The 25,880-nt window shown below is 43.2% G+C and carries 27 protein-coding genes; 14 read left to right on the forward strand and 13 right to left on the reverse strand.

The genetic code is table 11. The features are described 5' to 3' along the window. Window positions 1-35: 35 nt before the first annotated feature. Both H6F42_RS03260 and H6F42_RS03265 read right to left on the reverse strand, forming a co-directional pair. On the reverse strand, window positions 36-746 hold the full coding sequence (locus H6F42_RS03260) for a ribonuclease H-like domain-containing protein (protein WP_190397920.1): 711 nt from the start codon (window positions 744-746) through the stop codon (window positions 36-38). A gap of 161 nt (window positions 747-907) precedes the next feature. Next, a complete protein-coding gene (locus H6F42_RS03265) occupies window positions 908-1,600 on the reverse strand; it encodes an NUDIX domain-containing protein (RefSeq protein ID WP_190397921.1) in 693 nt (230 codons plus the stop codon). 109 nt (window positions 1,601-1,709) lie between these two features. Here H6F42_RS03265 and H6F42_RS03270 point away from each other — a divergent pair, with 109 nt between their 5' ends. The 8 genes from H6F42_RS03270 to H6F42_RS03305 all read left to right on the forward strand — a co-directional run bounded on the left by H6F42_RS03270 (window position 1,710) and on the right by H6F42_RS03305 (window position 8,995). Beyond that, window positions 1,710-2,555, forward strand: coding sequence for a protein phosphatase 2C domain-containing protein (locus H6F42_RS03270; RefSeq protein WP_190397922.1), 846 nt, complete (start codon window positions 1,710-1,712; stop codon window positions 2,553-2,555). Window positions 2,556-2,605: 50 nt separating this feature from the next. Then, window positions 2,606-3,385 carry an ADP-ribosylglycohydrolase family protein gene (locus tag H6F42_RS03275; protein ID WP_190397923.1) on the forward strand — a complete coding sequence of 260 codons (780 nt, stop codon included), beginning with the start codon at window positions 2,606-2,608 and terminating at the stop codon, window positions 3,383-3,385. Next, window positions 3,379-4,167 (forward strand): ADP-ribosylglycohydrolase family protein, encoded by a 789-nt coding sequence (locus H6F42_RS03280; protein WP_190397924.1) that lies wholly within the window; start codon window positions 3,379-3,381, stop codon window positions 4,165-4,167. The genes H6F42_RS03275 and H6F42_RS03280 overlap by 7 nt, the downstream gene beginning before the upstream one ends. A 10-nt stretch (window positions 4,168-4,177) precedes the next feature. Next, complete coding sequence (locus H6F42_RS03285) at window positions 4,178-6,037, forward strand: hypothetical protein (protein ID WP_190397925.1); 1,860 nt, start codon at window positions 4,178-4,180, stop codon at window positions 6,035-6,037. A 22-nt stretch (window positions 6,038-6,059) separates the two neighbouring features. Further along, the gene (locus H6F42_RS03290; protein ID WP_190397926.1) at window positions 6,060-6,656 is read left to right on the forward strand and encodes a hypothetical protein; all 597 of its coding nucleotides are present in this window, start codon (window positions 6,060-6,062) and stop codon (window positions 6,654-6,656) included. Between the two features lie 24 nt (window positions 6,657-6,680). Next, on the forward strand, window positions 6,681-7,733 hold the full coding sequence (locus H6F42_RS03295) for an isochorismatase (protein WP_190397927.1): 1,053 nt from the start codon (window positions 6,681-6,683) through the stop codon (window positions 7,731-7,733). A 27-nt stretch (window positions 7,734-7,760) separates the two neighbouring features. Next, a complete protein-coding gene (locus H6F42_RS03300; RefSeq protein WP_190397928.1) occupies window positions 7,761-7,922 on the forward strand; it encodes a hypothetical protein in 162 nt (53 codons plus the stop codon). Between the two features lie 299 nt (window positions 7,923-8,221). Beyond that, complete coding sequence (locus H6F42_RS03305; RefSeq protein WP_190397929.1) at window positions 8,222-8,995, forward strand: hypothetical protein; 774 nt, start codon at window positions 8,222-8,224, stop codon at window positions 8,993-8,995. Between the two features lie 30 nt (window positions 8,996-9,025). Here H6F42_RS03305 and H6F42_RS03310 read toward each other — a convergent pair whose 3' ends face one another. Continuing rightward, window positions 9,026-10,498: a BCD family MFS transporter gene (locus tag H6F42_RS03310; RefSeq protein WP_190397930.1), complete on the reverse strand. Its 1,473-nt coding sequence runs from the start codon at window positions 10,496-10,498 to the stop codon at window positions 9,026-9,028. A gap of 286 nt (window positions 10,499-10,784) precedes the next feature. Between H6F42_RS03310 and H6F42_RS03315 the strand changes: the two genes are divergently transcribed. Next, on the forward strand, window positions 10,785-11,333 hold the full coding sequence (locus H6F42_RS03315) for an ankyrin repeat domain-containing protein (protein WP_190397931.1): 549 nt from the start codon (window positions 10,785-10,787) through the stop codon (window positions 11,331-11,333). Here H6F42_RS03315 and H6F42_RS03320 read toward each other — a convergent pair. The 4 genes from H6F42_RS03320 to ykgO all read right to left on the reverse strand — a co-directional run bounded on the left by H6F42_RS03320 (window position 11,330) and on the right by ykgO (window position 12,945). Next, on the reverse strand, window positions 11,330-11,800 hold the full coding sequence (locus H6F42_RS03320; protein ID WP_190397932.1) for a hypothetical protein: 471 nt from the start codon (window positions 11,798-11,800) through the stop codon (window positions 11,330-11,332). The genes H6F42_RS03315 and H6F42_RS03320 overlap by 4 nt on opposite strands. A gap of 22 nt (window positions 11,801-11,822) precedes the next feature. Beyond that, window positions 11,823-12,089 (reverse strand): hypothetical protein, encoded by a 267-nt coding sequence (locus tag H6F42_RS03325; RefSeq protein ID WP_190397933.1) that lies wholly within the window; start codon window positions 12,087-12,089, stop codon window positions 11,823-11,825. 57 nt (window positions 12,090-12,146) lie between these two features. Further along, window positions 12,147-12,743 carry a PAP/fibrillin family protein gene (locus H6F42_RS03330; RefSeq protein ID WP_190397934.1) on the reverse strand — a complete coding sequence of 199 codons (597 nt, stop codon included), beginning with the start codon at window positions 12,741-12,743 and terminating at the stop codon, window positions 12,147-12,149. Window positions 12,744-12,819: 76 nt separating this feature from the next. Beyond that, window positions 12,820-12,945, reverse strand: a complete 126-nt coding sequence (gene ykgO, locus H6F42_RS03335; RefSeq protein ID WP_071590172.1) for a type B 50S ribosomal protein L36 — start codon at window positions 12,943-12,945, stop codon at window positions 12,820-12,822. 208 nt (window positions 12,946-13,153) lie between these two features. Here ykgO and H6F42_RS03340 point away from each other — a divergent pair, with 208 nt between their 5' ends. Further along, a complete protein-coding gene (locus tag H6F42_RS03340) occupies window positions 13,154-14,269 on the forward strand; it encodes an MraY family glycosyltransferase (RefSeq protein WP_190397935.1) in 1,116 nt (371 codons plus the stop codon). Window positions 14,270-14,343: 74 nt separating this feature from the next. Here the strand turns inward: H6F42_RS03340 and H6F42_RS03345 are convergent, their stop codons facing one another. From H6F42_RS03345 to H6F42_RS03360, 4 genes are all read right to left on the reverse strand, one after another. Beyond that, window positions 14,344-16,317, reverse strand: a complete 1,974-nt coding sequence (locus H6F42_RS03345; RefSeq protein ID WP_190397936.1) for a bifunctional aldolase/short-chain dehydrogenase — start codon at window positions 16,315-16,317, stop codon at window positions 14,344-14,346. A 305-nt stretch (window positions 16,318-16,622) separates the two neighbouring features. Further along, complete coding sequence (locus tag H6F42_RS03350) at window positions 16,623-17,015, reverse strand: Rid family detoxifying hydrolase (protein WP_190397937.1); 393 nt, start codon at window positions 17,013-17,015, stop codon at window positions 16,623-16,625. 118 nt (window positions 17,016-17,133) lie between these two features. Then, window positions 17,134-18,075: a lipase family protein gene (locus H6F42_RS03355; protein WP_190397938.1), complete on the reverse strand. Its 942-nt coding sequence runs from the start codon at window positions 18,073-18,075 to the stop codon at window positions 17,134-17,136. Between the two features lie 150 nt (window positions 18,076-18,225). Further along, entirely contained in the window at window positions 18,226-19,515 is a 1,290-nt protein-coding gene (locus H6F42_RS03360) for a hypothetical protein (protein WP_190397939.1), read from the reverse strand. Window positions 19,516-19,647: 132 nt separating this feature from the next. Here H6F42_RS03360 and H6F42_RS03365 point away from each other — a divergent pair, with 132 nt between their 5' ends. From H6F42_RS03365 to H6F42_RS03380, 4 genes are all read left to right on the forward strand, one after another. Next, window positions 19,648-20,457 carry a DUF1997 domain-containing protein gene (locus H6F42_RS03365; protein WP_190397940.1) on the forward strand — a complete coding sequence of 270 codons (810 nt, stop codon included), beginning with the start codon at window positions 19,648-19,650 and terminating at the stop codon, window positions 20,455-20,457. 76 nt (window positions 20,458-20,533) lie between these two features. Then, window positions 20,534-21,244: a GvpL/GvpF family gas vesicle protein gene (locus H6F42_RS03370; RefSeq protein ID WP_190397941.1), complete on the forward strand. Its 711-nt coding sequence runs from the start codon at window positions 20,534-20,536 to the stop codon at window positions 21,242-21,244. A gap of 236 nt (window positions 21,245-21,480) precedes the next feature. Next, window positions 21,481-23,034 carry an apolipoprotein N-acyltransferase gene (gene lnt / locus H6F42_RS03375; RefSeq protein WP_190397942.1) on the forward strand — a complete coding sequence of 518 codons (1,554 nt, stop codon included), beginning with the start codon at window positions 21,481-21,483 and terminating at the stop codon, window positions 23,032-23,034. A 185-nt stretch (window positions 23,035-23,219) separates the two neighbouring features. Continuing rightward, the gene (locus H6F42_RS03380) at window positions 23,220-23,669 is read left to right on the forward strand and encodes a DUF29 domain-containing protein (RefSeq protein WP_190397943.1); all 450 of its coding nucleotides are present in this window, start codon (window positions 23,220-23,222) and stop codon (window positions 23,667-23,669) included. A gap of 71 nt (window positions 23,670-23,740) precedes the next feature. Here H6F42_RS03380 and H6F42_RS03385 read toward each other — a convergent pair whose 3' ends face one another. Further along, entirely contained in the window at window positions 23,741-23,965 is a 225-nt protein-coding gene (locus H6F42_RS03385; protein ID WP_190397944.1) for a DUF6737 family protein, read from the reverse strand. A 55-nt stretch (window positions 23,966-24,020) separates the two neighbouring features. Next, window positions 24,021-25,790: an arginine--tRNA ligase gene (gene argS, locus H6F42_RS03390; protein ID WP_190397945.1), complete on the reverse strand. Its 1,770-nt coding sequence runs from the start codon at window positions 25,788-25,790 to the stop codon at window positions 24,021-24,023. Between the last annotated feature and the right edge of the window lie 90 nt (window positions 25,791-25,880).

A 25,880-nucleotide genomic window follows, 5' to 3' on the forward strand; every position in this document is an offset into this window, starting at 1 on the left:
TTAATTTAGGCGATGTATTCTCTGGATTTTCTAATTTAAGAAGGTCTTTGTAAAGCGGCTCTGCGAACTGAGTTTATGCGTTGTTCTGAGCGAGCATCAATTTTGAGATTAATGGTTTGATGTTTATTGCGATCGACTAAAGGAAATTGAGTTTGCCAATTACTAATAATATGAAAATAGTTTTCGGCATCCTCTAAGCAATATTCATAAATTTCATTAAGAATTGTTTCGTAGCCCTTATCCTTTCTTAAAATCTTAATCCCATTCCGAAAAATATAATATCCCTTAATTCTTTTATAAATCGGAATTCCTAAATAAGCAAAGAGATTATTTAACCCTTGATTAAGATCATTACGCTGACTGGTTCTTTGTAAATCAAGGATTCTAATACTATCAATTTTAGGAATAAAGTCTAATGCTTCAATCCTTTTACGCAGACAAAACATATCACTGGTTGATAGTCCATAACCAATGAAATACTTTCCCTGTAAGATTTGTAGGTCATTTAAAATGTCTTGGATTATCTTTTTCTCTTGAGTACTTGATTCAATAAATTGAATTTTAATGTACTGCTCATTACTATCTTCTAAAATGCGAGTAAGCGTATATCCAAAAATTTTTTGTACTAGTCCCTCCTTCTGAAAATCGCGACACCACTCTAAGTCTAAAAATACAAGATCATAGATTGAGCCATCGTAGAAATTGTTTATATATTGACTTGGAAGCTTGAATTCCCTTTTATACATAGAGTTTGGCTCAGAGGTGGGCTAGGAGAAAGACTAGCAGGCAGATCACTACCATTTATATATCCTAACGGTAATACTCGGTTTGCGATCGCTAAGTTAGATTGCAAATAAAAATGTAAGCTCCAAGGAGGGAATGTGGAGCTTAGCGACTTATTCTCTCCTTAGAGTTCAAAATTAAAGCCATTTTGCTTGAGTTGTAGGTATTTAGTCTCATCAAATTGGTATAACTTGGCGGCGCGATGGGATACACCCTGCTCTAACTCCCCAGTTTCGAGCAGTAAGTCCATGCAGAGAAGTTTTTTGCGAAAGTTACGTTTATCCAGATCGCGAGCAAGGACAGTTTCGTAAAGTTTTTGTAATTGCGTTAAGGTGAATTTTTTGGGCAACAATTCAAACCCAATGGGTTCATAACGAATTTTGCCACGGAGTCGGGCGATCGCCTTTTGTAAAATCTGCTCATGGTCAAAAGCTAAAGATGGTATGGCATGAAGTGGGAACCAATTAGCTTCTCGCGCATCGGTGGATGCTTGGATTTGTTGTTCAACGAGATTAATTAGCGCGTAATAGGCAACAGTAACAATGCGATCGCGAGGATCTCGCTCTAAATCACCAAAGGTATATAGCTGCTCCAAATAAACATCATGAATCCCCGTTTCTTCTTGCAATTCACGCAAAGCGGCTTGCTCTAAGGTTTCATCCACGCGAACAAATCCCCCAGGAATCGCCCATTGTCCTTGAAAGGGTGGGATATCGCGCTGAATTAACATAACTTTAAGTTCTAACTGGGCATCAAGCCCAAAGATGATGCAATCCACTGTTAATGCGGGTCGGGGATATTCGTAGGTATAGGACATAGGTTTGGGGTAGGCAAAATTTCTGCCTAGCAGAAATTTTGCAAGTAATAGTTGACATAGTGTATAAATAACACTATATTAGTTTGTGTAGTTTATACACTATATCGCGATGCAAGAACAAGTAGATATTCTCGATGAGCGATCGCCACAAATTTCTAGCCCTTCTAGCAATTTGGCTAATCAATTTGAATATGCAAGCGGTTCCATCATCGGGCGTAATCATGTTCTGGCTAGCAAAAATAATCAGGATGCTTATCAGATTTTTACTAATGAAAAATTTGTGATTGCGGTGGTGTGCGATGGCTGCGGCAGTGGTAAACATAGCGAAGTTGGTGCAAAGATCGGAGCGAAGCTAGTTATTGCGGAGATTAGCAATCTTCTCAATCATGATTTTGAACTATCTGATCCTGAATTTTGGAATCTGATTAAAGTTAATTTATTGCAAAAGTTAAAGGATTTAGTGGTGCTTACCAATGGCGATGTGGAATTTGTAAATGATTATTTATTATTTACGATTCTTGGTGTTGTGATTAAGGAGCGCCAAACAGTTACTTTCTCAATGGGAGATGGCGCGATCGCTATCAATGGTGAACTTAATCAAATTCCACCCTATGCCGATAATGCACCGCCCTATCTTGCCTATGGTCTTTACAAACCTGATGCGGTTAATTTTGAAATACGCGATCGCCTTCCAACATCAGAACTAGATTCCCTTCTCATCGCCACCGATGGCATTGATGATTTAGTAAAAGTTGAAGACATCAATCAATTTTGGCAAGAAGATCGTTATTTCAAAAATCCTGATGCCATCAGACGTAAGTTAGCGATGCTCAATCGGGAAGATGTCAAACCTGATTGGCAAAAACGAGAAATAGTTAAGCGATCGGGTATTTTGTCCGATGATACGACTTTGGTGGTAATACGAAGACCCTCACCCCAAGCCCCTCTCCCATAGGGCGAGGGGAGCAAGAATATTTTTCCCTTTTATCTTTTTACTTGAAAATTATGTTAGGCGCAATTGTCGGTGATATTGTCGGTTCCATTTACGAGTTTAATAATCATCGTTCTCAAGACTTTTCTCTTTTTGGTGAAGGATGTGATTTTACCGATGATACGGTTTTGACTGTGGCTGTGGCTGATTGCCTGATAAAGGCTGGAAATTATGCAGAATATATCAAACATTATGCGCGTAAATATCCACAGGTAAAAGGTGGGTATGGTGGCAGATTTGCTCAATGGATTCATTCTGAAAATATGGAACCTTACAGTAGTTGGGGTAATGGTTCCGCGATGCGAGTTAGCTCTATCGGATTTGCCTATGATGATTGGGAATCAGTAATGAACGAAGCAAAGCGATCATCGGAAGTTACGCATAATCATCCTGAAGGAATTAAAGGAGCGCAAGCAACGGCTGTTTCGATTTATATGGCGCGTAATGGTCAGAGTAAAGAGCAAATAAAAGCGGCGATCGCTAAATCCTTTGGTTATGACTTAGATAGAACTTTAGATGAAATTCGTCCTGTCTATGTATTTAATGAATCCTGTCAAGGGACAGTACCTGAAGCAATTATCGCCTTCTTAGAATCAGCGGATTTTGAAGATGCAATTCGCAATGCCGTTTCCCTTGGTGGTGATACCGATACCCTCACTTGTATTACGGGCGGTATTGCTGAAGCCTTTTATGGCGGTGTACCAAAGGATATAGCGGATAAAGCTTTAAGCTATTTACCCCAAGCAATGCGTGAAGTAGTTGAAGAATTTAGAACGAGGTATAGACTATGTTAGGCGCGATCGCTGGTGATATTATCGGCTCCATTTATGAAGTGCTTCCCATGAAGCGCAAAGATTTCAAACTATTCTCCTTTGGCAGTCATTTTAGTGATGATACCGTTCTTACTTATGCTGTTGCTCATTCCATTCTCACGGGAACTAGCTATGCGAGTAACTTCAAAAAATGCTTTTGGCGCTACCCTTTAGCAGGATTTGGACAGAGGTTTACTTGCTGGGCAATGCGAAATGGCAAGGAAGGATATAACAGTTGGGGTAATGGTGCGGCGATGCGAGTAAGTCCGATCGCATGGGCTTATGACAATCTCGAAGATGTTCTCAAAGAAGCAGAACGTTGCACCGCCACAACTCACAATCATCCTGAAGGTATCAAAGGCGGACAGGCGACATCGGCGGCGGTTTTCTTAGCGCGTCAAGGTAAGACTAAGCAAGAGATTCAAGATTATATTGAGCAAACTTTCGCTTACGATTTGAATCGCACCATCGATGAAATTCGTCCCAATTATAAGTTTGAAGTTTCCTGTCAAAAAAGTGTGCCTGAAGCAATTATTGCTTTTTTAGAATCAACGGATTTTGAAGATGCGATTCGTAATGCGGTATCCCTTGGGGGAGACAGTGACACGATTGCCGCAATTACAGGAGGTATTGCTGAAGCCTTTTATGGTGGTGTGCCTAATGTGATCGCGGTACAAGTATGGAAAAAACTAGATCGGCGGATTTGGAACACTGTGCTTGAGTTTAACGGAACTTATAACTTGCCTTGCTATTTGAAATATTAGGCACAAAATCATGGATATCTATCTTAATCAAAAGCGAATTAAAGTTAATCCTAAAAATGCGATCGGCAAAGGTGGCGAAGCAGATATCTATGATCTCAAAAATGGGAAGGTTCTCAAATTATTTAAACCCTCCGATCATCCTGATTATGAGTTACTGCCCCAAGAACAATTGGCGGCTAAAGTCAGAATTGCTCTTCATCAGCAAAAATTACCTGCTTTTCCGCAAAATTTGCCTGTGAGAGTTATTAAACCTGAAACTTTAGCAAAGGATAAACAGGGAATGATTCTCGGCTATGCAATGCCTTATTTGCAAAATACAGTTCCACTTTTGAAATATAGCGATCGCAATTATCGCCAAACTAACGCCATCTCGCAGCAATTTATAACCGAACTATTTCGCGATCTTCATGAATCAGTCCTGAAAATTCATCAAGTCAATGTCACGATTGGCGATTTCAATGATTTGAATTTACTTGTTTCTCAAAATCAAGTCAATCTTATTGATGCTGATTCCTTTCAGTTTGGACAGTTTCCCTGTCAGGTTTTTACAGCGCGATTTGTTGATCCGATTTTGTGCGATCGCACAGCCAATCAACCCATTCTTAATAGTCCCCATAATCCTGAATCTGACTGGTATGCCTTCACCGTGATGTTGATGCAGAGCCTCCTCTATGTCGATCCCTATGGTGGTGTATACAAGCCCAAATCACAAACTGCAATGATTCCTCACAGTGCCAGACCTCTGCAAAGAATCACCGTTTTTCATCCCGATGTGCGCTATCCGAAACCTGCAATTCCTTACAAGGTTCTATCCGATGATTTATTACAGCATTTTCATAACTGCTTTGAAAAAGATTGGCGTGGAGACTTCCCACAGCAACTGCTCGAATCAATGCGGTGGACAAAATGTAATCAATGTGGAATTGAACATTTAAGAACTACTTGCCCAATTTGTAGACCCTCACCCCTAGCCCCTCTCCCACAGGGAGAGGGGAACAAGATTGGAAAAACGTCTTGTAAGGTTTTACAGATTTTTCAAACCGAAGGCGTAATTCTTCAAGTCGCTTTACAAAACAATTCTCTCAATTATCTCTATCACGCTAACCACGAATTCAAACGTGAAGATAACACAGTCTTATTATCAGGAGAACTCGATGCTAGTATTCAATTCGCAATTTTTGGTAAGTCCACAATCGTTACCAAGCAAGGCAAAGCGCTTACACTCACGCAAGGACAACTACCGCAAGCGATCGCCGCCGAGCTAATCCGAGCCAATTCCTTCTCTCGCTATTGGATTGATCAAGGTCAATTACTCCGCGATGGCAAGCTAGGTAACGAATACATCGGCGATATTCTCGAAGGACAAACTCAGTTCTGGATTGGAGAGACTTTTGGTTTTGGCTTTTATCGAGCTGGTGCGATTAGTGTCGCTTTCACCTTTGATGCTAAGCGTGTGGGAATAGGCGATCGCGTAAATATTCCACCCATTCAAGGAGAACTAATTGATGCAAATTGTGTCTTTAGCAATGACCTCTGCTGGTTCTTCACCGCCACCCAAGAGCAAGGCAACATCATCCATCGCGTTTCTGTGTTGCGCTCCAATGGTGACTTAGTAGCAACCCTTGCCGCACCTAAAGGCGATCGCGCATGGCTGATGAATATTCATGGCGGCAGTGCGATCGCGAATTGGCTATTCGTTCCCACTGACGAAGGTATCGCTAGAGTTGAGGTAAACAATGGACAGATTATGATTACAAAAACTTTCCCTGAAACTGAACCCTATGTCGATAGCGGCTGTTCTCTAATCGTTAGCTCACAAGGTATCTATGTGATTCACTCACAGAAGATTATACAGTTACAATTGTCCTAGCAATATATTTGGGTGATCTGCCATGTCCTACAGCGAATTTACCTTAGAGTCAGTTCAGACAGCCTTTGACCTCACAATTGCTGAACGTGCTAATTTACTAAACGATTCTCCCCTAGCAGAATCTAGTGAATTCCTAAACCAACTTCTCAAGGAATTTGTCCCTTTAGCGCTTGCCATGAATACCGAAAAAGCGCGGTCAGAGTTAATTATTGCGCCAATTTTAGTAGAAGTTCGCAAAAAATACTTAGACAAAGCGAGTTTATTCTCAGGCGTGGAACTAAATATTGATCGTGATTCTGGATTAAATGGAGTTTGTGATTTTCTACTTAGCCGATCGCCATCACAGCTAATGCTCAAAGCGCCTGTTGTGGTCGTAGTCGAGGCAAAAAAGGAAAATATCAACGGAGCGTTAGGTCAATGTATTGCGGAAATGTGGGCAGCAAAACTCTTTAATCAACAACATGAGAATGATATTTCTGTAATTTATGGAGCCGCCACTACTGGTAACGATTGGAAGTTTTTACGCCTTTGCGATCGCCTTGTCGAAATTGACTTAACTGAGTACCAACTCAGCAATATTGACAAAATTCTGGGCATTCTTTCTCTCTCTTTTCAATAATTTTAAAACAGGAGAACTCTAACCATGACTAATCAAATTGTTACACAACTTCCAATTCCTGCCTTTTTTGATCGCCACAAAGTCGGTTCAGTATGGCGCGTTCCCTATCAGGAACGGGCAAACCAAGCCGAAGCATGGGCAAAACAACATGGCATCACACCTGCCGCTAAAGATCGCAAGAAAATTTGTCTGATGGCGATCGATGTGCAGAATACCTTTTGTATTCCTGATCATGAGCTATTTGTGGGTGGACGATCTGGCACTGGGGCGATCGAAGATAATGTGTGCCTGTGTGAATTTATCTATCGCAACTTGCACCACATCAGCGAAATTGCACCCACGATGGATACTCACACCGCCATGCAAATCTTCCATCCTATTTTTTGGGTGAATGATGCGGGTGAACATCCCATTCCCAATGCTACATCGATTACCCTAGAAGATGTGCAGCAAGGTAAGTGGAAAGTAAATCCTGCGATCGCCTATAGTCTCGCTAAAGGTAACTACATGGCAATTCAGCGCCACGCCTTGCACTATGTACAGAAGCTTAGCGATGAAGGCAAGTTTCCGCTTACGGTTTGGGCTTATCACTCTATGCTCGGCGGTATCGGTCACGCGCTAGTTTCTTCTGTTGAAGAAGCGATGTTCTTTCACAATATCGCAAGGCACAGTCAGACTAATTTCGAGATTAAAGGCGGCAATCCTCTCACTGAGAACTATTCCGTACTACGTCCTGAAGTCATGGATGGAGCCGATGGCAGACCGATCGCACAGAAGAACACGCGTTTCTTACAAAGGTTACTGGAATTTGATGCTGTAATCATTGCAGGTCAAGCTAAGAGCCATTGCGTTGCATGGACAATTCAAGACTTGCTCAGCGAAATCCTTGCTCACGATCCTAAACTTGCGAAGAAGGTCTATCTACTTGAAGATTGCACTTCGCCTGTAGTTGTTCCTAATATTGTGGACTACACCGATCAAGCGGATGCAGCATTTCAGCGCTTTGCTGATGCAGGTATGCACTTGGTTAAATCCACTGACGCAATGGAAACATGGGCAGATCTCAATCTTGCTTAAAGCGATCGCTAACAAGAGGTAAATTCTATGATGAGTATTAATTTAGACTATGAGACAGAAAAATATCTAGTAGCAATTCTTGCGAAAGAAAATACCACCAGTTCAGAATTGATTGAACGATTGCTCAGAGAATATTTAGAATCTATTCAATCTAAAAAAGGATTTTTTGAGCGACTGTTATCCTCCTAATTATCCCTGTAGGGGCAGAGCATTCCTGCCACAATTTATAAATTTTCAGGTTGTCTCAATACAGGAATGCTCTGCCCATAACATCACAACGCAGGAACGATTTATCTGTGAAAGTTTAGCATCTTTATTTGGGAATATTTTGCTAAAAACCTCATAACACATGGACAAATGGTCTGTGAAAGCGAAGAGGGTTCAGCATTTGCAAATTAAGATTTCTGTGAGATGTTCAAGATTGTGAGGCAAATGCTAAACCCCTACAGGTCTACAAATTAAATCCATATCTCTAATTACTAAATAAAATGACTAACATTAACGAACTATTTCAATCTGCTTTAGATGATGGAACCCTTTCCAATGAATCTTTGCAGGCTCTCACTGTTTACGACCTCGGCGCACAAATTCAAGCAGGGCTTGGCATTCATGTTGATGATGTCATGTCTAGCGAAGTTGTATTAGTAACAATTATGCCCGATGACTCTGGCTCGATTCAATATGCTGGTAATGCTCAAGCTGTGCGCGGCGGACATAACTCTGTAATTGATGCGCTGACTTCTTCTCAGCAACAGGATAATATTCTCATTCACAATCGCTATCTCAATGGAACAGTTCTCTATCCCTACTGCCCGATCGCCCAAGCAATCAGGATGGACACTAAAAACTACTATCCTAATAAAGGTACACCCCTTTACGATCAAACTGTGGTGTTATTAGGAACAGTTTTAGCCAAGTCGCAGGAATTCTCTGATAATGGTGTGCCAGTGCGTACTGTGACCCTAATTATTACCGATGGTGATGATTGTGGCTCAATGCGTCACGGGGCTAAAGATGTGGCGGCGATCGCGCACGATATGTTGCGAATGGAAAATCACATTATTGCTGCGATGGGTATTGACGATGGCTCTACCAATTTCCGTCAAGTATTTAAAGATATGGGTATTCGCGATGAATGGATTCTTACTCCTGCGAATAGTGACGGTGAAATTCGGAAGGCTTTTCAGGTATTCTCGCAGTCAGCGATGCGCGTAAGTCAGAGTGCGGCTAACTTTAATTCTTTAGGCGGATTTGGGGCTTAGATTTACCGCGCCATCGGCGCGGTAAATCTATTAATCTATTTCACTAGCAAATACCGTCGCGATCGCCTGTTTCGCATCGGTACGAAATTCCGTAACATTCACGCGGCTGAGAAAGAATACAGCCAACAGCATTACGGCTGCTTCGCAAATAAATACAAAGCTATAGGCAAAGGTACTGGAATCGCTAAATATTTTTTTGCCAATATCTAGCACTACGCCACCTGAGACTGTGGCAAGTCCTCTGGCGATCGCCTGAGATAATCCCCAAGCACCAATAAAGGTTCCCGCAGTTTCCGCCGCCGTCAGGTCAAGCATCAGACTCAATGCGCCTGAAGTGGTAATTCCAGAAGCAAATCCAAATAGAGTTAAAGCCGCTTGCAATACTGGAATTTGTTGAGTGAATCCTGCAATTAGCAATAATCCACAACTGCCAGCAACTAAGTAACATCCTAATTTAGTCGAATTCTGCTTACCAAGACGTGGCACAATCAGGAATCCTGAAGAACTCAATCCAATTAAGGTTCCTGTACCAAAAGCGGCATTAAGTTGTGTGGTTTTGCAAATGCTCATGCCAAACACAGCACCGCCAAATGGTTCCATAATCGCATCTTGCATGAAAATACCGATGGTCATCATTAGCAAAAATGAGAAGAACAAGCCAGTCTGTTTACTTGCAGTCAATACCTTCAAAGCTTTACCAAGACTGAGTTTATCCTCTGTAGCAGTAGTTCCATTGAGAATATGGCTTTCGGCAACTCGCAATTTATAACGAGAATATTTCTGCTCAATGCCATAGGTGGCAAACAGAGATAAACCCACTACCGCTACAGGAATGACCGTGAATACGAAGTTAACTGTGCCTTGTAATTTGGCGAGGTTATTTGCATCAGCATAAATGGAAATATTGCTAGGTGGAGCTTCTGAACATTGCAACAGCTTAGAAACGACGATCGCCCCAATCACAATGCCCACCATTAGCATTGACCAGACGATTCCCACTAATTTTGAGCGATCCTCTTCATCGGAAACATCTACTAACATTGCGGCAAAAGGAGTGGAACTGAGGCTGATAGACATTCCATACATTGCAAACATCACTGCTAGAGCGATCGCCCATCCATAGGTGACACCATTCCAACCAATCTCATGGACACTGCGCCCTAATTGCCACATTACCTGTGTGGTTAAAAAGGCAACGATCGCAAAGATCACCGCCCCAATCCAGACATAGCCTGAGCGATGGGTTCCGAATATGGTCTTCGCATCGGAAGTTTGTCCAAACCAAACGCGGGTCGGCGAGACAAACAGAGGCATGGCAATAAACACGGCAGCGAGGGTTGCAGGAATAGTCAATTCGTTAATCATGATGCGATTGAGTAGCCCTGCGATTAACAAAGACATAATCCCTAAACCCATCTGAAATAAACCGATCCGAAACATCTGAATTAGAGGCAGTTTCGGCGGTACTACCTCTAGCTCGACTGGATTCACTTGGTTACTCATAGGTCGATATATTTGAGGACTGAAACAAAAAACAATAAAAAAACTATTATCTCAAACTTCCGCAGAATTGCTCTAGTCAATCGCTGAACAAGTTTATAGACTCTTAATCGATTTAAGTAGTTCAGCATCGCTAAGAACCCAAAGCTAGATCTTATGCCGTCCGTTTCGCGTGCTGCCCAAGATTCTAGGTAGCTAAAATTCTAAAACCTGTGGCGCACGCGCAGCGTGCGCCACAGGTTTTAGATCTGGTATTGCTGATCGCCATATTTACCTTGGGGATCGACCTATGAATTATTTGTTGCGAAAATCCAGTTTGTTATTAGTTATAAGTTTGATTTTGTGTATTCACAGCAATGTGAATGCAGATGTCTATGCAGGTGAAGTACCTAAAAAACTGCCAATAAATCCTTCTTCATTAAGTAAACAGACAAAACAAGAAGCGGCTAAACAGAACCTCGACCTACAGTTACTAATTGCGTCCCAAAATGGAAAAACTGCCGAAGTGCGATCGCTAATTTCTCAAGCAACCGATGTTAATGTCCGTGATGAATATGGCTGGACACCGATTCTCTGGGCAGCGATGAATGGACATAGTGATGTGGTGCGATTGCTCTTAGCTTCGGGGGCAAATCCCAATACGCGCAACAAATATGGCTGGACTCCGCTTATGTGGGCAGCAGGACAAGGTTATGGCGAAATCGTGCGATCGCTAATTGCATCAGGAGCTAGGTTAAATGCTCAAGATCGGAATGGCTGGACTGCGATCATGTGGGCATGGGATGGCAAACATGAAGAAACCGTAGCCATTTTGCGGAGTGCTACCCCTAACAACTAAATCTGGATAGCAATTTCTAATTTTGTCTCGCTGCTAAATTCATGGTGTAAATGTTGCAATAGCCTCTCATCTTTGGCATAGATTCGCCAAACAGAGCTATCAATTAGCTCTAAAACAATCTCACAAGGTTTATAGAGATTACTATCGGGAATAAGTGAAGGAATTTGTGTTACTTCATGGCAACCAACTATTACCGTATTAATTACATCATCAAATTTTTGGGCTAATAAAACTAGCATTTGCCAACTTAAAATATACCCTTGATGCAAGTATTTAATATTCTCTTCTAAATCTAAAATCCCTCTTTCCCAAATTTCACTTATATCGCCAACTGCTTCTAAATCAAGGATTGACCATACTAGTTGCTGTCTATCTTTATTAATCAATTTTAATAAATCAATAAGCTCAATTACTGATGTACCTTGACTATCCTGAGATTTAATTTCAATGGGATTAGGTATATTCATTGGCTTGAAAATTTATAGGGATTTATGGCAATAGAGGCTCGGCTGATTGGCGCTTACCTGTAGTTTGATTATAACGATGCTGATGGGGATTAGTATGATCAAAACGTCGATGATTAGTAAAGTCAATATCTTTAATAATTTCACCGTTATAGCCAAATTCTCTTGCTTGGATATATGTTTCACCTGTACGCCGACTCGTCTTTATCCCTATTTGCGTGTGAGGATAAGAAGAGTCTGCGATTGGTCTTCCTGCTTTATCACGAGGTAAAGGAAAAGGTAGGGCAAACAATGGTTGAAATGACTAAGTAAAATAAGTGAAATCTTAGTTTAGCAATAGCGATCGCTTTTATAAAACCTTTCGCAAAACGAATAAATTTCCCTCATTACCACGACCAATTCGCAGATCTTGATCGAGATAGGTGGTTTCCAACCAACCCTTTTGATCCTCGCGCTTGATTTTGAAATCGATCGCTAATAATTTTTTAGGCGATCGCAAAGTATTAATAAAACTATTCACATCCTGATAGCCCACCAAAGTTTGCGAGCCAGCCACTAAACGCTCAAAATTCACCTTGACGCGCTTTTCATTGACTATGGAGAAATTGGCACAGACACTGACTAATCCGCCTAGCAATGGCAAACCCTTGATTTCGGCAATATTAAAAATTTTGCCCTCAGCAACTCGTAAGCACTGATAAATATTGCCTAGTTTATAAAGTGGAAAGCGATCAATCCCTAACAGCTCTTGGCTAGTTGTAAAGAGCAACAACCAATTGCCATCTAGTAATTCAGGACTTTGGTTGGGTGCAGGTGTGGGATTTAACTCTTCGAGATAGGCAACTGCCGAAAAAATGGCTTTGCGCTGATTCTCGGTCATATTCAAGCCGCGATTTACAGGGGCGATCGCACTGAAGAGATTTGCTTTGCGAGTAGTACTAGTCATACGCCTATTCTACAAAAAAAAGAGAGGTCGCTTAGCGACCTCTCTTTTTTTATGATAAATAACGACAAGTCGCTGATTATCCTTGACGAGCTTTGAACTTTGGGTTTGTCTTACAAATGACATAGATTCTGCCGCGACGACGTACAATTTTGCAGTCCTTATGGCGAGTTTTTGCCGATCTGAGGGAGCTAACAACTTTCATGGATTAATCCCTAACGCTTACTTATGCTAAAAAAATTTCACACGGCTTATAAGCTTAACATAATTATTGACCAGAGTTTAAAGCCAATTTTAAAGATAGCTCTTAGAGCTATCTTTAAAATTGGCTTTAATAGTTGCGTTTAGCCAATCCAATGCTATGCTTGCAAGCATAAATTTGACCAACCTCAACCTTAAATTTTATTTTTGTAATGCTGCATCCAACTGCCATTCCTTACTTGGTCGCCTTTGCGGTATCTGCGATCGTGGTGTGGCTGAGTACACCGATTATTCGACATTTCGGACTCAAAGCGGGACTAGTAGATAGACCCAATCATCGAAAAATGCACACAACGCCCATTGTCCGCGTCGGTGGCGTAGCTATTTTCTTGGGAAGTGTCACAGCGCTATTGCTGGTTTGGAGTGCAGGCTGGTTTGGTATATTACCGCAAACTAGGGAATATGAAGTATGGGGAGTCACGATTGGTGGTGCTTCCTTCTTCCTAATCGGCTTTGCTGATGATTTGTTTAATTTACCACCACTACCCCGTTTAATTGCTCAATTAGCCGTATCTGCGGCGGCTTGGCGAGTGGGGGTCAGAATTGATTTCATTACTGTGCCATTTTTAGGATTGATTAAATTTGGCTGGTTGAGCTTGCCAATTACAATGGTCTGGCTATCGGGAATGGCAAATGCGATCAATTGGTTGGATGGGCTTGATGGGCTTGCCGCTGGGGTAACCACGATCGCGGCGGCGGTCATTTTAATTACTAGCTTATTTATGCAGCAACCTGCCGCAGCTTTGATTGCGGCGGCTCTCGCGGGTGGATGCTTAGGGTTCCTGCGCTACAACTTCAAGCCGAAAAGTTCTGCGGAAATTTTTATGGGAGATGGTGGCGCTTACTTTTTGGGCTTTACCCTTGCGGGTGTGAGTGTGATTGGCTTAGTCAAAGCCGTAGCAACAGTTGCCTTGATTCTGCCTTATATGATTCTTGCTGTGCCGATTGTGGATGCAACGGTGGTGATTTTACAGCGTATTGGGAGGGGAGAATCACCAATGGCTGCGGGTAATCAGCATCTGCACCATCGACTCGTTAAAGCTGGTGTATCGAAGCGGCTCACGGTTTTATTTATTTATGCGTTGACGCTCTGGGTTGGTAGCATTGCGATGGCGATATCTGGAATGCCTGCGGGGGGAACCTATGCGGCGATTAGTACTTTGTTGATGGTCTATGCCTGTTGGAAGGTAGGGCAAAGGATTAGAGCTAAGGAATTGCGATCGCAACAAGAGCAATCCGCTCAATCTTCTCAACTGAGTGAGCGCTAAAATCAAAGCTAAAAGAAAGAGAGTCACTGCCAAGCAGTGACTCTCTTTCTTTTAGCTATAGCCAACATTTACTTTTAAATCACGCGATCATTACCGCCATCAATGGGAACTTGCGCCGCCGTTGTGCAAGCAAACAAAGCCCCACACATCTCCGCGGCAAGTTCGGCAACATGACGACTGGTAACTTCTACTTTTAGCAAATTATTGGTTTTATATTCCTCAACCGTTAATCCATAGTGCTTAGCGCGAGAAGTTAATACCTCCTCTGTCCAGATGCCCGTATCAAATACAGCATTGGGATGCAAAGTGTTAATCCGAATGCGATCGCTACTCCACTCTAGAGCCGCTACCCGCATCAGTTGCGTTAACGCTGCCTTCGAGGCAGAATATGCCGCCGCCGCAGGACCAGGGGCAGGGACATTTTTAGAGCCAATCGCCACGACGCGACCACCATTAGGCGCAAGTTTTAACAATGGATAACATTCGCGCATCAAGACTAGATTCGCCTCCAGATTGATCTGCATCACCTTTTGCCATGTGGCGGTATCGAGATTTTCAATGCGACAACCAGAGGGGAAAATCCCTGCATTGAGAATAAGGATATCTAAGCCGCCAAAGGCTTTTACGGCTTGATCAAGGGAATTAGCGATCGCACTTTCATCACTGACATCACAGGTCACACCCACAAAATCGGGGCGATCGTAAAGCTTCTCAATGGCGGGATTAATATCTAATCCAACTACCGCCGCGCCACGCTTTAATAATGAGTCTACACAAGCTTTACCAATGCCCGAAGCCGCACCTGTCACCAAGGCAATTTCACCTGTAAAAGCGGGAGAGGAACCTCCTTTTTTCAGTTTAGCTTGTTCCAATTCCCAATATTCCACCGCAAAGATATCGCTAGCGGGTAATGCTTGATAGCCGCCCAAAAGTTGCGATCGCTGGATGATTTCCATCGTGTGTTCGTAGATATCGGCGACAATCTTGGCATCTTTTGCGGATTTACCAACGGTAACTAGTCCTAACTGGCGATCAATAATCACACGGGGTGCGGAATCAAGAATAGTTACTGGTTGCGCTGATTTAGGAGCTTCTTCGGCAAAATAAGCTTGATAGGATTCCGCATAAGCTTTTACATCTCTGCCAACTAAAGGTAAGCGTTTAGTCCGAATCACATGATCGGGAGTCGCGCAACCCTGTTGCGAAATAATGTTGACATCTTCCCTTTGAGCAAAGGCTAAACTTTTCTCATCATTATGGGAACTGAGAACGACGGGAAACCCTGCGACTTGAGCAACTTCAGAGCGTAGTTTAGAAATTTCTAATCTTGCCTCTCTTTCTCTAATTAGAGAAGCTGGTGGTGAGATCTCCCAAGCCTGATGTTTTTTTAGATAAGCCTCTGCGCGATCGACTAATGCAATCATCCGCTCATAGGATTCCTGTGCAGTTTCACCGAAGGAGAAAATACCGTGATTCATTAACACCATGCCAATCGTGCGATCGCTCTTTTCGGCGGCAAATTTCTCGGCACAGACTCGCGCTAGGTCAAACCCTGGCATCACATAGGGAATGATTACTACATCATTGCCATAGATTTCTTGAATGCGTTCCCATCCATTCGCGGTATTTGTCACCGAAATAACCGCATCGGCATGGGTATGATCGACAAATTTGTAAGGCAAACTCGCATGGAGAATCGTTTCTACTGAGGGCGCAGGCGCACTCGCCTTAGTCATTTGCGTCTTCAGTTCATTCACCATCTGTGAATCGGAGAGAACTTGTAACTTCGCTAATTTCAATAAATGCGCCATCCGTACAGGCGCAAAACCAGCATCTGCGATCGTTTCTAAATCCCAACCACTTCCTTTCACATAAAGAATATCTTCTTCTTCGCCAACGATATTCTTCTCGCGAATTTTAACGGAAGTATTTCCCCCACCATGTAAAACAAGCGATGGATCGCGCCCCAATAACCTCGATGTATATACCCTTAAGCCTAAATCTGTTTTATATTCAGCAGCTTCGCGATCGCTCCATAAACTTTTCATTTTTTGAAGTTCCTAAATAATTTTTAAATAAATTCAAATAAAGTAGGGGCATAGCATTCCCAAAGCAATCCATAAATTTTGAGATTGTTTTAGTTTGGGAATGCTATGCCCTAAACTCGCGACGCAGGGACAATTTATCGGTGAAAGCGAAGAGGGTAGAGCATTTGCGTTTTGAGATGATCGGTGAGGAATATCAAAATATTGGCGCAAATGCTCTACCCCTACAAGTTTGTTTTTGTAAATTGTTACGGGCGCGAATAGATCCTGACAATAATGTACAAGGAGGACGTTGCTTACCCTAATAGTTAGATGGCGACAATGCACTCAATTTCGACGAGTGCCTCAAGGGGGAGTCGAGCGACTTGAACTGTAGAACGTGCTGGAAACGGGGCAAGAAAATACTTACCGTAGATCGCATTTACTTTAGGGAAATCTGCCATATCTGCGAGAAATACGGTGGTTTTAATCACGTTGGTGATGTCTGCGCCTGCCTCAGCAAGAACAGCTTGAATATTCTTAATTACCTGTTCCGCTTGCTCTTCGACTGTAGTAGCCACGATTTTGCCGATCGCAGGATCGATCGCAATTTGTCCTGCCATAAAAATTAATTTGCTGGTAGCAGGAATAGCGATCGCTTGGTTATAGGGGCCCACGGGTTCAGGAGCATTGGCGCTACGGATTACTTCTTTTTGACTCATCGTTATTATTTAAGTATATAGATTGGGATTATATAACGATCTCCAAGTCAAAACACTATTCGCAGCACCTCTTTGCCAAGTTACCCTGCCCTATATCTAGTCTTTGGAAGGCTTTGTGTTATTCCAAACCTAAATCCTTCTTCAGTCTTGCCAAATAACCATCCTTACTGAGCAGAACGTGATATTCCTTGACTGCTAACTCTTTTTGGGGAATCAGTTTGAACCAAGCCGCGAAGAAATCCTTGAAATTGCGTACGTCGTAGACAACCTCATTCAAAATAGATTCTTTCTCGTTCTGTTCTTTCAGCTTATTCCATTTCTCATCAGTATCACCTTTAAGGCGATCGCCATTGATATCGAAAATGATCCGCTTGCCTGCGTGATAAAATCCTTGGGCTTCAAACGGAACGTGGGGAACCAGATCGCCCTGATTGACAACGCGAAAATGTGTACCCTGAAAGTTGGCTTCTAACAGATTTGCAAAATTCTTATTGCCAACACGAGGCGCTCCGAAGGTGTAGAGACCGCGCACATTGACTTTTTCAATGGAGAGCATTGCGGTCATTAATACTGCTAAGGCTCCGCCAAGGCTGTGACCAGTAATCCAAATATTTTTGGTTCGATTGGGATCGAATTGATAAATTGCGGAGATAATTGAGATTACGACAGGGTAAAGAGCATCTTGAAATCCTTCATGGACGCGACTATTCAATAAGGGACCTGGATCGGTAACGAGTTTGATATTAGTAAGCCAATCTGTCGTAGACTCGCTTCCTCGAAAAGCAATAATAAGGTTTTCCTCCTTTTCGGCAACAAACCCTTGAGTGTCAATAGATACTCCCAAATTTTTGTTAAAGAATTGAAAGTTAGTAAATCCCCATGATGCTTGATCAAATGGTTGACTATACTGATTACCATCTTTTTCCCAATACACTTGACCATCTTTAGGGCTATAGGCATAGGCAAGCGCACAAGCGGAGGCAAGGGCAATAGCATCCTTGGGACTGTAGTTATTTGTTGTGGAAAATTCAGGGGTAAAATACTTCGATAATTCTGGCATTTTATAAACCTTTTGCTAGAAGAATTTAATCACGTTGACGGTTGATTTAAATATAACTTTAGCCAGCATTTTTATGATACAAACCCCAAAATATTAAGAGGTGTTGCATTGCAACACCTCTTAATATTTTGGGGTTTGTCCAAGAAGATTTTAAGTATCCTTATTTTCCTTGAGCATTTTTGCATATTCTTGATCTGCCAAATCCTGCTCAGTAGTGTAGGCAAGATTACTTTGGTCGATCGCCTCTTGTTTCATCGCAAAAGTACGCGCAAAATCTAGTTTTTCCCGCAGAGTCGATGAGGCATTTTTTAATTGTTCGGCACGGGCGGCGCGTTTTTGGTTGCGATCGCTTATTCCCCCATTCAAATATTGCAAGACAAAATAGCGCACCGCAGGCGTAGATAGGAACAGCACGGCATATCCCAATAAGAATCCATAAGCAGCTTTGATAAATCCTAAAAATCCAACCAGAGACTTAGCAAGTCGGGGATCATTAATTAAACTGCCCAGATATAGCGAGGCGACTAGATAAAAAATGCCTAAACCGATCGCTAAAGCAATTTTGCCTTGAGGGGCTTGGCTAAATTTCCAGAGTTTTTCTTGCAAATAAGAACTGGTAGTTTTGGCTTTGCGCTCGGAGGCAACTTTTTGTAAGTCAGGAAACTTATAGGCAAGGGTTCCTGCATCGCTGACTTCGGGGAACCCGTTAAATTTTGACAGTACGGGAATCACAAAATATTCATCACCCTCTAGGCGGCTAGTTTCATCGAGGTAGGGTGCAATTTGCTCAGCGACGACCACCCCATTATTACTGCGAATCATGGTCGCTATCTCTCGCCAACGACGCTCTTCGAGGTCAGAGTTAGGGTTGCCATCACCAAATAAAAATGAAAATACACTTTCTAAAAAGCCAATTTCATCGGGATCACGTTGGCGAATGCGCTCAGGCTCGTAGTAGTAGGGATCGAACATGATAAACGGATTGCCGAAGGGATTGCCCCAGCCGCCGAGCCAGATAAAGCCGCCGCCCCCGTTATCACGACTATCACGGCGATCATCGCGATCGTTACCCTTTTGACTATTCAAAGCGATCGTGGCGGCAATAATGCCTAGCACCACGATCACGATCGAGACTATTAACAAAATGCCGAAGGAAATGCGGATCGCGTAAAACACCCATTTCCAAACTCCTTTAAGCCATTCCTGAACCTGTAGCCAAAATGAACGGCTAACTAAGATTTGGCGAAAATTTGGAGCAAATTTATAGGCGATCTCACCCGACTCGGCAACTTGGAGATTGCCACCTGTTTCTGAGGCAAGAGCTAATATTTCCCGTTGGGCGGTATTTAAATCAAGTCCAGACTGCGCCGCCACATCGCCTATCGTGACCCGATAGTTGAGCTTTTCGACGGCTTCCATCACTGCTGTACGAGTTGCCATAGGCTTTCACTAATCTCACTACTAAGCCTATTATGATGGAAATAAACCAGATTTGAGATGAATGAATCTTGACTCAAATCTTCCGAGAAATCTAAAAGCACTTTTAAAGATTAATTTTAAGGATTATGTGTCATGCAGCAAGAACCAAGGCGATCGCCTGCTAACGAAGATCTCGATCAACAGCCGAATCAGGAAATAGTGGGGGAAAGTGACTCTGATTTTTTGTTAACGCCTGAGCAAGAGGCGGCGATGCTGTCAGCCTATGGCTCTAGCGATAACTCACAGGATGATCTCCAAGATCCTGACGAGCCAGACTCGCCAAAAGCACCTAGTCTCCAAAATCTGGCTAAGCCAAGCAGTGGCTATAGCAATGCCTTTCATAATCATTATGTGGGGCATATGGATTTGTTTGCGGATCAGCAAACAGTGATGAAGTATTTAGATGCCCATCAAGGGTGGTTTCGGCGTTGCGCTCATCCCTTTAAAGCCGATCCCATTGGCGAGACGGGCTATGCGATGGGAGTGGGGCAAGTGGGGGCGATGGGCTTTCAGGTCGATGCGAGGGTAGGGCTAAATTTATTACCCCCTGACGAAAATTCTGTTTATCGAATTACCACCATTCCTATTCCCAATCAACCACCTCAGGGCTATGACGTAGATTTTCAGGCAGAGATGCGTTTAGAGGAACAAGTTACAGATGTACAGATTCTCGGAAAAAATGCGGTGATGACTGGTATTGAGTGGGATTTAAATCTCACGGTTTCGCTGCAATTCCCTCCATTTCTCCAGCGCTTGTCACAGGAGATACTCCAACGCACGGGGGATAGTGTGCTTGGCTTTGTGGTGAAGCGTGTGTCTAAAAGCCTTACGGCGAAGGTGCAAGATGATTTCCATAAGACTCATAACATTAAGATTCCCAAACAGATTAAGCTCCGTAGATAGAGTGGTCATTTTGTCATAGGCAAAATGACCACTCTATCTATACGCATTGGGAAACTGCTACACAACGAAGGGAAATATGCTTTACACTTTTGCGATTTTGCTTGCACCAGCGCCAGAGGATCGTCCTTTGGGGCTTATGGGTAAGCCTATTCAATATTGGCAGAGCGATCGCCCCGATGATTGCCTAGTTGCGGCGATCGAACCTGATGTGGATATGGAAGCTTTGAAGCTTTTGCCAGAACAATCTTTGATGCAAGCGATCGTCCACCACGATCGCCTAATTTGCGAATTATTTGCTCACCGCACCCTTTTACCTTTACGGTTTGGGACTGCCTTTGTTTCCATTGAAGCCTTAGATAGTTATTTAAAAACAGAGAGTGACAGATTACTCGCCAGTTTACAAAGATTAGATGGCTATGCCGAGTTTTTGATTACGGGTACGGCGATCGCGCCTAAAGCGGAAGCGGCAACCAATCTTAAGGGTAAAGATTATTTGTTAGCTAAGCGATCGCTTTATTTGCAACAGGAGCAATGGCGATCGCAATTACAGCAGGAGGTTCTGGACTATCGCCAGACGCTCACCGATTGCGTAAATCCTGCAATTTACCAGCCTAGGTTTCAGCAGGTAGAAACCCAAGGCTCGGAAGATGTGCGGGTTTATGCATTGTTGCCGCGATCGCAATTTGAGCAGTTACAGCAAACTTCGCGATCGTGGGAAGAGCAACATTCCCATTGGCAAATCTCATGGAGTGATGCGTTGCCGCCCTATCATTTTCTAGATGCTTAATTTGCAAAAGATAAATGACAACACTTTTGTGAATTTATACCCAATTATAGCTGTGGTCACTTGCATGAGGACAAATCAAAACCCAAGAAGCGAGTTGCGGCGCGAAGCGCCGCAACTCGCTTCTTGGGTTTTGTGTCCTAACAAGAATGGCAACAGCTATAAGAAATGGCGTAGCCATTTCTTAATTGGGTATAAATTCATAGGAACATAACTTAAACATTTCTTGGTACTTTTTCATGGGAACTTGGCAAAATCTCCTATTTGCGGCTCTTGGCGGCGTGCTAATGGGACTTACCCCCGATCCCTTTAGTCAATGGTGGCTGGCATGGATCGCCCTAATTCCCCTCTGGATGCTTGCCCAAAAGCTCAAAGTTAAAGGCGCGATCGCGATGGGGGCGGTATGGGGATTTTGCTATCACGGCATGTCCTTATTTTGGATTACCACCGTGCATCCGATGGAATGGATGGGTATACCTTGGTGGACAAGTTTTTGGATCGCCACCTTAGTTTGGGTATTGATCACCGCTTGGGGCGCAGTGCTATCGGCACTATGGGCGGGCGGCATGTCTTTGCTTACACAAAAGCTCAATGTACCTAGTCGCATAATCATCGCCTGCGCGATCTTCAGTGGTTTAGAAATTGTGTGGAGTTGGGGACCCCTTTATTGGACAGCCTTGGGCTATACCCAAAGCCCCCATGACCTATTGCTATTGCAAATCAGCCGCCTATCTGGACAGCAAACCATGACTTCGGGGATCGTCGCAGTCAATGGCTTATTAGCAGAAGTATTTTTGCATAAAGCTTGGCAAGAGCGAAAAAACTATGCGATCGCCGCAATTTGTCTCCTCTTCGCAATGGCGGGATATGGCGCATGGGAAATGCAAAGCGATCGCATGGCAAGCAGTAACGGACAAGCAATTAAAGCAGGAATCATTCAAGGGAACTTCCCAAATGCCCTGACCGTAAAGCCGAAGGGATGGGAGATCGCTGTTAATAACTACACTCAGGGCTATGAGAACTTAGCCAAATCAGGAGCCGAAATGATTCTCACTCCTGAAACCGCAATTTCCTTTCTCTATCCCAATTACGATCAGCGTCGAGAATCCTTTGATCGGGTCGTGGAAAAATATCGCGTTCCTATCTGGCTAGGCGGCTTTGGGAAAACGCGTAATCCTAACACCGAAGACCCTAATAACTATACGAATAGCCTCTTTTTAATTAATGGCTCCAATCAAATTCTCGGACAATATGACAAAGTCCGCCTTGTGCCTGTGGGCGAATATATTCCCTTTAAACCAATTTTGGGAAGCTTGATTAGGCGGCTATCGCCATTACGGGGCGAAGTGGAAGCAGGTTCCAGTGAGCAGTTAGTCGATACGCCTTGGGGACGCTTTATTGTCGGCATTTGCTATGAGTCCGCCTATCCCGCTACCTTCCGCTTTCAGGCTGCCGCAGGTGGTCGTTTAATTCTCTCCGCTTCCAATAATGCTCACTTCGCTTCCTATATGTCCGCCCAACACCACGCGCAGGATGTCGCCAGAGCGATCGAAAGCGATCGCTGGGCAGTGCGAGCAACTAACACGGGTTATTCGGGCTTTGTCGATCCCAATGGACGAACCGTATGGCTATCCAATGTGAATACCTACGAAACCCATTTAGAAACCGTCTATTTAAGGGATACGAAAACTCTCTATGTCCAATGGGGTGATTGGTTAACGCCTTTGCTCTGCATTACGAGTATTGCTATAGCTATAAAAGAGAGAGCGAGATCAAATCACAATCCAAGGTAAAAGTAGCGGCACTTTTCGTTGTTACTTTTATCTTGGATTTTACAGCGCTTTGCCCTCAAGAACAAATCAACAGATTTTTGAAAGTTTTGCAAAGCAAAACTTTCAAAAATCTGTTGTGTTTTGTTTGGATCGGGAATTTTTGCTATGATCAAGAAGACTAAACTACGCTATCAGGGTTAAATACGATGATTGCTGTCAAAACTCTCTATGAAACTGATTTTAGTCTTTGGTTAGAAGAAACAGCAACCTTACTGAAAGAAGGTAAATTAGAGCGTTTAGATATTGAGCATTTAATTGAAGAAATTGAAGGTATGAGCCGTAGCGAGAAAGATGCTGTAGAAAGTAACTTGATTCGAGTAATGCAGCATCTATTGAAGTGGCAGCACCAAGCTGAAAAAAGATCGCCTAGTTGGGCTTACACAATTATCGAACATTCCCGTAGGTTAAATAAGTCTTTTCAGCATAGCCCCAGTCTCAAGAGACATTTTGATAATGTATTTGATGAGTGCTATGAGTCTGCTTGTAAAGCTGCCTCTGTTGAGACGCAACTTCCGTTAGTCACTTTCCCTAAAAGTTGTCCTTTCTCGAAGTCGGAAGTATTGGAAATTAATTCAGATGATTATTTAATCGGTTAATTGCAAGAAGAGCTTAAAAAGCTTGCAAAGCAAGCTTTTTAAGCTCTTCTTGATTCTAAGCGTAAAGAGTTTTAGCTAGATGGCTGACTCTCATCTTGCATGGCTAGTTTAGGAAATAGAATCACAAAAAATCCCATCCATGCGGATATAGGAATCGCTACCAAAATCGAGAGCCAAATCATTTTAAATAGTAGCCAACTACCACTAATAATCGAGAAGCCCGTCAAAATTATGCTCCAAGGCTGACACCACCAAGGCTTATGATTCCAAACACTATCAGGTTTTTCTGAAGACATTTTGCAAATTCCCTAATCAATAGAGGGGTCATGCTTTGCATGATCCCTCTGTATTTTACATCCTTTCTAAAACGCGAATACCAAGTAGGTTTAGCCCTAGTTTTAGAGTTTTCGCGGTGATGTCACAAAGACTTAGACGCGAAATTCTTTCGGATTCTTCCGCTTGCAATACGGGGCATTGCTCAAAGAATTGATTGAACTTTTGGCTGAGTTCAAAAAGATATTGACAGAGGCGATTTGGGAATAACTCTTCCGCAACTGCATCGATCGCTTCGGCAAATTGCAATAGGTGCTTAGCTAAGACAATCTCTGGATCTTGAGTGAGCTTGACGGCATCCCCATTCAAATTGTCAAATACACTGGCAAAATCAATCTCTCCCTTGCGCCCAATCCCCTGTACGCGCACATAGGCATAGAGCATATAGGGAGCCGTATTACCTTGGAGGGCAAGCATCTTATCGAAGCTGAAGATATAGTTGCTGGTGCGATTTTGAGAAAGATCGGCGTACTTCACGGCTCCCAGTCCGACGGCTTCGGCAACATCCTGCTTGAACTCCTCTGAGGCTTCAGGATTGCGGCTTTCGATGTCGGCACGGGCGCGAGTAATCGCCTCCTCAAGCAAACTCTTTAGGGCTACGGTATCGCCCGATCGCGTTTTAAATTTTTTGCCATCGTCACCCATCACCAAGCCAAAGGGAACGTGGGTAGTCTGGACGTTCTCAGGAATCCAATTGGCGCGTTTAGCCACTTGGAAGACTTGGGCGAAGTGTCCTGATTGACCGATATCGGTTACATAAATGATACGAGTGGCTTGGTCTTGGCGAATGCGATAACGCAGGGCGGCGAGATCGGTGGTCGCGTAGTTATAGCCGCCATCGGATTTCTGGACGATTAGCGGTAAGGGTTGACCATCTTTATTGGTGAATCCTTCTAGAAAAACGCATAATGCGCCTTGGTCTTCTTGGAGTAAACCTGTTTCGCGCAAATCGGTAATTACATCCGCTAGAAAAGAATTATAAAAAGATTCTCCTCGCTCCGTTAATTGGATATTCAGTACATCATAAATCTTTTGGAATTCACGACGTGACTGTCCGCACAGGAGTTGCCATGCAAGCTTGGCTTCTGTACCTCCTGCTTGGAGTTCCACTACCGCATTGCGCGAAGTTTCCTTAAAGGCTTCATCTTCATCAAAGCGTTTTTTGGCAGCGCGATAGAGTTCTACTAAGTCACCGATCGCGATCGCATCGGCTTTAGTTAGCGCGTCGGGATAAACTTCGCGGAGGTAGGTAATCAACATTCCAAATTGAGTCCCCCAATCGCCCACATGGTTGAGGCGCAGCACTTCATGTCCTTGAAACTCTAAAATTCGCGCAATGCTATCACCAATGATCGTCGATCGCAGATGTCCTACATGCATTTCCTTCGCAATATTCGGACTCGAAAAATCAACAATTACCCGTTCGGGTTTATCGACGGTGGCGATCGCGAGGCGATCGCTTTTTTGCATTTTGGCTAATTGAGTTTCTAAGTAACTAAGTTTGAGCTTTAGATTAATAAATCCTGCCCCTGCGATCGTGGGAGCCTCGAAAATATGCTTAATAGTCTCATTGATGAGCAATTTTTCAATTATTTGGGCAGCAACATCTTGAGGCTTTTGTTTGAGCTTTTTAGTCAGGCTTAGCGCCACATTGCATTGATAATCGCCAAATTTGGCATCCTTTGACGGCGCAACGGCAGGATCATAGTTAGCATATTCTGCACCAAAGGCATCGGCGATCGCCTTCGAGAAACGAATTTTTAAGTCAGATAAAACGGACGTAGACATGGTGGTGGTAGCTTTGCTCTCAAGCTATCCAATATACCGCGCGATCGCCCTTACTCTCCATCAGCCTGATGCGGCTCACTCAAAAAGCTA

This window comes from Pseudanabaena sp. FACHB-1998, assembly GCF_014696355.1.
Lineage (GTDB): Bacteria > Cyanobacteriota > Cyanobacteriia > Pseudanabaenales > Pseudanabaenaceae > Pseudanabaena.

Excerpts from the sequence above, each read along its gene's own strand:
- H6F42_RS03260 (WP_190397920.1), bottom strand. The coding sequence starts at position 746 with ATGTATAAAAGGGAATTCAAGCTTCCAAGTCAATATATAAACAATTTC.
- H6F42_RS03265 (WP_190397921.1), bottom strand. The coding sequence starts at position 1,600 with ATGTCCTATACCTACGAATATCCCCGACCCGCATTAACAGTGGATTGC.
- H6F42_RS03270 (WP_190397922.1), top strand. The coding sequence starts at position 1,710 with ATGCAAGAACAAGTAGATATTCTCGATGAGCGATCGCCACAAATTTCT.
- H6F42_RS03275 (WP_190397923.1), top strand. The coding sequence starts at position 2,606 with ATGTTAGGCGCAATTGTCGGTGATATTGTCGGTTCCATTTACGAGTTT.
- H6F42_RS03280 (WP_190397924.1), top strand. The coding sequence starts at position 3,379 with ATGTTAGGCGCGATCGCTGGTGATATTATCGGCTCCATTTATGAAGTG.
- H6F42_RS03285 (WP_190397925.1), top strand. The coding sequence starts at position 4,178 with ATGGATATCTATCTTAATCAAAAGCGAATTAAAGTTAATCCTAAAAAT.
- H6F42_RS03290 (WP_190397926.1), top strand. The coding sequence starts at position 6,060 with ATGTCCTACAGCGAATTTACCTTAGAGTCAGTTCAGACAGCCTTTGAC.
- H6F42_RS03295 (WP_190397927.1), top strand. The coding sequence starts at position 6,681 with ATGACTAATCAAATTGTTACACAACTTCCAATTCCTGCCTTTTTTGAT.
- H6F42_RS03300 (WP_190397928.1), top strand. The coding sequence starts at position 7,761 with ATGATGAGTATTAATTTAGACTATGAGACAGAAAAATATCTAGTAGCA.
- H6F42_RS03305 (WP_190397929.1), top strand. The coding sequence starts at position 8,222 with ATGACTAACATTAACGAACTATTTCAATCTGCTTTAGATGATGGAACC.
- H6F42_RS03310 (WP_190397930.1), bottom strand. The coding sequence starts at position 10,498 with ATGAGTAACCAAGTGAATCCAGTCGAGCTAGAGGTAGTACCGCCGAAA.
- H6F42_RS03315 (WP_190397931.1), top strand. The coding sequence starts at position 10,785 with ATGAATTATTTGTTGCGAAAATCCAGTTTGTTATTAGTTATAAGTTTG.
- H6F42_RS03320 (WP_190397932.1), bottom strand. The coding sequence starts at position 11,800 with ATGAATATACCTAATCCCATTGAAATTAAATCTCAGGATAGTCAAGGT.
- H6F42_RS03330 (WP_190397934.1), bottom strand. The coding sequence starts at position 12,743 with ATGACTAGTACTACTCGCAAAGCAAATCTCTTCAGTGCGATCGCCCCT.
- ykgO (WP_071590172.1), bottom strand. The coding sequence starts at position 12,945 with ATGAAAGTTGTTAGCTCCCTCAGATCGGCAAAAACTCGCCATAAGGAC.
- H6F42_RS03340 (WP_190397935.1), top strand. The coding sequence starts at position 13,154 with ATGCTGCATCCAACTGCCATTCCTTACTTGGTCGCCTTTGCGGTATCT.
- H6F42_RS03345 (WP_190397936.1), bottom strand. The coding sequence starts at position 16,317 with ATGAAAAGTTTATGGAGCGATCGCGAAGCTGCTGAATATAAAACAGAT.
- H6F42_RS03350 (WP_190397937.1), bottom strand. The coding sequence starts at position 17,015 with ATGAGTCAAAAAGAAGTAATCCGTAGCGCCAATGCTCCTGAACCCGTG.
- H6F42_RS03355 (WP_190397938.1), bottom strand. The coding sequence starts at position 18,075 with ATGCCAGAATTATCGAAGTATTTTACCCCTGAATTTTCCACAACAAAT.
- H6F42_RS03360 (WP_190397939.1), bottom strand. The coding sequence starts at position 19,515 with ATGGCAACTCGTACAGCAGTGATGGAAGCCGTCGAAAAGCTCAACTAT.
- H6F42_RS03365 (WP_190397940.1), top strand. The coding sequence starts at position 19,648 with ATGCAGCAAGAACCAAGGCGATCGCCTGCTAACGAAGATCTCGATCAA.
- H6F42_RS03370 (WP_190397941.1), top strand. The coding sequence starts at position 20,534 with ATGCTTTACACTTTTGCGATTTTGCTTGCACCAGCGCCAGAGGATCGT.
- lnt (WP_190397942.1), top strand. The coding sequence starts at position 21,481 with ATGGGAACTTGGCAAAATCTCCTATTTGCGGCTCTTGGCGGCGTGCTA.
- H6F42_RS03380 (WP_190397943.1), top strand. The coding sequence starts at position 23,220 with ATGATTGCTGTCAAAACTCTCTATGAAACTGATTTTAGTCTTTGGTTA.
- H6F42_RS03385 (WP_190397944.1), bottom strand. The coding sequence starts at position 23,965 with ATGTCTTCAGAAAAACCTGATAGTGTTTGGAATCATAAGCCTTGGTGG.
- argS (WP_190397945.1), bottom strand. The coding sequence starts at position 25,790 with ATGTCTACGTCCGTTTTATCTGACTTAAAAATTCGTTTCTCGAAGGCG.